A 4,697-nucleotide genomic window follows, 5' to 3' on the forward strand; every position below is an offset into this window, starting at 1 on the left:
GCGCAGATCTGTTTCCAGCCACACCTTGGCATCGAAGAACCACATCGAGCGGTAGGTGTCGGCAAAGTAGGCCCGCTCCTCCGCGTCGCCCGGAACGGGTGCCAGCTGGTACGGGTCACCAAACAGCACCAGTTGCACGCCGCCAAACGGCGCGTCCGGCTTCTGCCTGGCCTGTCGCAGGCTGCGATCGATGGCGTCGATGAGGTCGGCGTTGACCATCGACACCTCGTCGATCACGAGGGTGTCGATGGTGTTCAGCAGCTTGCGCACCTCGGCGGTGTGCTCGATCTCGTGGTCGGCGATCACGCCGATCGGCAGCCGGAACAGCGAGTGGATGGTCTGACCGCCCACGTTGAGCGCCGCGACGCCGGTGGGCGCGCAGATCACCACCTGCTTCGAGGTATTCCACGACAGGTGGTTGAGCAGTGTCGATTTTCCGGTGCCCGCCCGGCCGGTGACGAAGATGTTCTCCTGCGTCGTCTCGATCGCGGCGAACACGGCCGCCTGCTCGGGGGACAACGAGGGCGCGTTCACTCCCCCAATCTACCCGCTCGGTGCGGGCGCCTCAGGTGACTGTGCACAGCGAAAGTTAGGATGTGACCATGCGCCGCACCGTACTCACCTGGTCGGCCGTGATGGCCCTGCTCGTAGCCGGCTTCGGCATGTCGGTCGTCGCCCTCAACGCCGACCTGTACAGCGCGCACGGCTTCGTCGGCCGCTACCTCGACGCCCTCGAGCGGCACGACCCCGCCGCGGCCCTCGCGCTGCCGGGCGTGAGCACCGGCAACGACACGGCCGCCGAGCTGCTGGCCGCCGATGCGATGGGCGACCTCACCGACGTTCGCACGGTCAGCGACACCGAGGGCGCCGAGGGGCGGCATACCGTCGTCGTCGAGTACACCGTCTCCGCACCGGACGGCTCCCAGTCGAGCACCGGCACGAGTGAATTCGTGGTGGCCCCCGACGGCATCCGATTCGGCCTGTTTCCCAGCTGGCGTTTCGTGACGAGCCCCATCAACTCGATGTCCGTCACCGTTCTGCACGACCAGGACTTCCGCGTGAACGGCCTCGACGTCACCTCGACCGCGGAGCCCGACGCCCCGGCGACCTTCCAGGTTTTCGCGCCCGGGCTCTACGTCCTGCAGCACGAGTCGACCTACCTCGCGTCGCAGAGCGTGACGGCGGCGGTCACGCAGGTCGGCGAGATCTCGGATGTCACGGTGGACGTTCAGGCCAACGAGGAGTTCGTCGCCGAGGTGCAGAAGCACGTCTCGGAGTATCTCGGCGCCTGCACCACTCAGGAGGTGCTGATGCCCACCGGCTGCCCGTTCGGCCAGCAGCTCTCGAACCGGGTCGTCGGCACCCCCGTGTGGACGATGGTCTCCGACCCGCTCGTGACCATCGTTCCCGGCTCACCGTCGGGCACCTGGGCGGTTCCGAAGACGCCTGCGATGGCGCACCTCGTGGTCGACGTGCGGTCGCTCTTCGACGGGCGGGTGACCACGTTCGACGAGGACGTGCCGTTCGACGTGCAGTACGCGCTCACGTTCGAGCCCGGCAACAAGCTGCTGATTACGGCCGTGTACGAGTAGCAGTGGACGACCGCGCCGCGAGCATGTCGTTGTAGGCCTCGAGTTCGGCGTCGCCGTCGCGCTCGGCCTTGCGGTCGTACCGTTTCGAGTCGCGCTCGTCGCTGCGCGACCACATGATCGCCACGGCGATGGCGAGCGCCACCGTCGGGATCTCGCCCACGCTCCACGCGATGCCGCCACCGGCCTGCTGGTCGGCGAGCGCGTCGATGCCCCAGCCCATGGCGCCGTACCAGTCGGCGAGCAGCAGTCCGGTTCCGGTCATCAGTGAGAGGCCGAAGAATGCGTGGAACGCCATCGTCGCGAGCAGCACGAGCAGGCGCAGCGGATACGGCGCCTTGTGCGGCGACGGGTCGACGCCGATGAGCGACTGCACGAACAGATAGCCGCTGAGCAGGAAGTGGATGATCATCCACTGGTGGCCGAGGTGGTCGGTCGTCGCCCAGCGGAACAGCGGCGAGTAGTAGAACACCCAGAGCGAGGCCACGAAGATGCCGGCCGCGACGAGCGGCCGCGAGAGGAAGCCGAAGTAGGCGGAGTGGGTGGCGAGCATGATCCACTCGCGGGGCCCGCGGCTGCCGTCGTCGCGCTTGCGGATGGTGCGCAGCGCCAGGGTGATGGGCGCGCCGGGCACGAGCAGCACGGGAACCATCATGCCGAGGGTCATGTGGGCGAGCATGTGCGCGCTGAAGAGGTACTTCTCGTACTCGTTCACGCCGCCGTTTGTGATGTAGAACAGCAGGGCCATGCCGGCCACCCAGAGCACGGTGCGCAGGGCGGGCCAGGAGTCGCCGCGCTTCTTGAGCCGCCAGACGCCGGCGAGGTAGAAGAACACGGCGAAGGCGCAGAACAGGCCCCAGAGCAGGTCGAAGCTCCAGATGGTGAACAGGTTGGTGAACGAGAACGGCGGAGGGAGGGGCGCGCCGGTGAGGATCTCGGCCGGCGTCGCGCCGGTGGTGGCAGACGCGGTCACCTCGAGCTGCGGGGTGGCCGTGCGGGCGAGGGCGGCGGCGACCCCCGAAGCGAGTCCCATAAACGCGATCTCGGCGGTGACGAGCCACCAGAAGAATTTGCGTTCGCCCGTGCTGGCAATGCGGCCGACCAGATAGCGGCGTTGCATGACGCCGAAGACGCCGAGCACGCCGAGCGCAGCGACCTTGACCAGCACGAGGATGCCGTACGGCGTCAACAGGTTGTCGAGCGTTCCCACCCGGATCTCGGCGCTGACGTACCCCGACGCCGCGACGACCACGAAGCTGATCAGGGCGAGGGTCGAGTAGCGGGCCAGCAACGGCACGAGCCGCCCGGTGTCGAGAGTGCGGGAGCTGAGCACGAGGGTGAGCAGGCCGCCCAGCCAGATCGCCGCGAATACGATGTGCAGCCAGATCGCGCTCGTGGCGGCGTCGTGGCTCGCGGTGCCGCCGGCGTGACCCTGCAACGCCATCGGGATGAGTCCCAGAACCGAGCCGACGGCCATCACCAGCACGAGCGTGTGGTTGCGCACCGCGAAGCAGAGCACCGTGAGGGCGGCCGCGATCAGCGTCGTGTACAGCCACGACTGGCCGAGTTCCTGCTGGGTGAGGAACTGCGCGAGCAGCTCGCCGAACCGGTCGTCGATCGACAGCGGCTGCAGGTAGATCGTCATGAACGCGAAGAAGCCGGTTGCCGCGGATGCCACGGCCCACACGGCGGCGGACGCGGCGGCGATATCGAGCGCCAACGAGAATTCCGGCTTATCGCGGCTCATGCCGAAACTGGCGAGCATCAGCGCGCCGATCGTGCCGGCGGCCCCGAGGTTGACGATCAGTTTGCCGAGCGGCAGTCCGAGGCGCACGACGGGCCCCGGATCGGCGATGGGTTCGGGCGCCACTCCGCCGCCGAACTGCAACGCCGCGATCGCCGAAGCGAGTGCCACGAGGAGAAGGACCGCAGGCCCCACTATCCGAACGATTCGTGGCATCACGCCAGTTTATCCGCGTCATCCTGAATGCCACCGTCGGATGCTCCGGTCTCCGTGTCGAACCGTTCGCGCGCGCGCTCCACCTCGGGCAGATTCTCGGTCGTCCACCGCAGAAGCGCGTCGATGAGCTGATTGAGCGTGTTCCCGACCGGGGCGACCCGGTACTCCACGGCCACCGGCCGCGTCTGCAGCACGACCCGTTCGATCATGCCGTTGCGTTCGAGGCGGCGCAGGGTCACGGTCAGCGACTTCTGCCCGACGACCGGGATGGCCCGCCGCAACTCGTTGAACCGTTGCGGTCGGCCGCACAGCTGGTCGAGAACCTGCAACGACCACTTGTCGAGCACCTGGTCGAGCAGCTCGCGGTGTGGTGCATCGACTTGGAGCAGCTCGGCGTCGGGATGGCTGGTGTCATTCATAACACCTAGTCTCGTTGAAGTTCCCTTCGTGCACCAAGTAGACAGGAGATACCACCCCCGACCAAAGGATCATCCCGTGAGCGTTCAGACCTTCTCCCCCGACAACATGTACCAGCCCGTTCCCTACAACCACGTGGCCGTAGGCACCGGCACCCGCCACGTGCACGTGGCGGGCCAGATCTCCCGCGACGGCGACGCGCGGCACATCGCGACCGGCGACCTCGCCGGACAGGTGGCCCAGGTGCTGCGGAACACCGCGATCGGTCTCGCCGGGGCCGGCGCCACCTTCGCCGACGTCGTGCGACTGCGCTTCTTCATGACCCAGTCTGCCCCCGAGAAGTTCGGCGACTTCATGGCCGGGATCGAGCTCGTGGCCGAGGAGCTCGGCCTGCCGCAGCCGCTTCCCCCGGTGTCGGTCATCGGCGTCGACTTCCTCTTCGAACCCGACGTGCTCGTCGAGCTCGAGGCCTACGCCGTGCTCGACTAGCTGCCCCGCGGATGCCCCGCACGCCGGAGGGCGACCCCGCATCGCGGAGCCGCCCTCTGGCCAAACAAACGAACCTAGACGGCCTCGGCCGCCGCTTCCTTGTCCGCCTTGCGCTGCGCCTTCTCCGCGTCGAGCACGGCCTTCTCGGCCGCCTTCTCCGCCGCGATCCAGACGTCACGCTTGGCCCCGGGCACCCAACCCTTGTCCACAACACGGATCTGGTAGACGATCGCGACGCTGAC

Annotated in this window: 5 protein-coding genes; 2 read left to right on the forward strand and 3 right to left on the reverse strand. The window is 67.8% G+C overall.

Annotation, left to right across the window (positions count from 1 at the left end; all coding sequences use genetic code 11):
- On the reverse strand, positions 1–534 hold a 534-nt coding region (locus ACLQ6X_RS03680; RefSeq protein WP_411698819.1), incomplete at its 3' end, for an AAA family ATPase.
- A 68-nt stretch (positions 535–602) separates the two neighbouring features.
- Here ACLQ6X_RS03680 and ACLQ6X_RS03685 point away from each other — a divergent pair.
- A complete protein-coding gene (locus tag ACLQ6X_RS03685) occupies positions 603–1,592 on the forward strand; it encodes a hypothetical protein (protein WP_411698820.1) in 990 nt (329 codons plus the stop codon).
- Here the strand turns inward: ACLQ6X_RS03685 and ACLQ6X_RS03690 are convergent.
- Entirely contained in the window at positions 1,573–3,549 is a 1,977-nt protein-coding gene (locus ACLQ6X_RS03690) for a cytochrome c oxidase assembly protein (RefSeq protein WP_411698821.1), read from the reverse strand. The two genes, ACLQ6X_RS03685 and ACLQ6X_RS03690, sit on opposite strands and share 20 nt — an antisense overlap.
- Positions 3,549–3,968: a winged helix-turn-helix transcriptional regulator gene (locus ACLQ6X_RS03695; protein WP_411698822.1), complete on the reverse strand. Its 420-nt coding sequence runs from the start codon at positions 3,966–3,968 to the stop codon at positions 3,549–3,551. The genes ACLQ6X_RS03690 and ACLQ6X_RS03695 overlap by 1 nt, the downstream gene beginning before the upstream one ends.
- 76 nt (positions 3,969–4,044) lie before the next feature.
- On the opposite strand from ACLQ6X_RS03695, the gene ACLQ6X_RS03700 reads away from it, so the two are divergent.
- Positions 4,045–4,455 carry a RidA family protein gene (locus ACLQ6X_RS03700; protein WP_411698823.1) on the forward strand — a complete coding sequence of 137 codons (411 nt, stop codon included), beginning with the start codon at positions 4,045–4,047 and terminating at the stop codon, positions 4,453–4,455.
- Positions 4,456–4,697 lie beyond the last annotated feature (242 nt).

The sequence above is a fragment of the Conyzicola sp. genome, assembly GCF_046714715.1.
GTDB lineage: Bacteria > Actinomycetota > Actinomycetes > Actinomycetales > Microbacteriaceae > Conyzicola.

Bases quoted from the DNA above. Each gene is read 5' to 3' on its own strand.
- ACLQ6X_RS03685 (WP_411698820.1), top strand. From the start codon at position 603: ATGCGCCGCACCGTACTCACCTGGTCGGCCGTGATGGCCCTGCTCGTA.
- ACLQ6X_RS03690 (WP_411698821.1), bottom strand. From the start codon at position 3,549: ATGCCACGAATCGTTCGGATAGTGGGGCCTGCGGTCCTTCTCCTCGTG.
- ACLQ6X_RS03695 (WP_411698822.1), bottom strand. From the start codon at position 3,968: ATGAATGACACCAGCCATCCCGACGCCGAGCTGCTCCAAGTCGATGCA.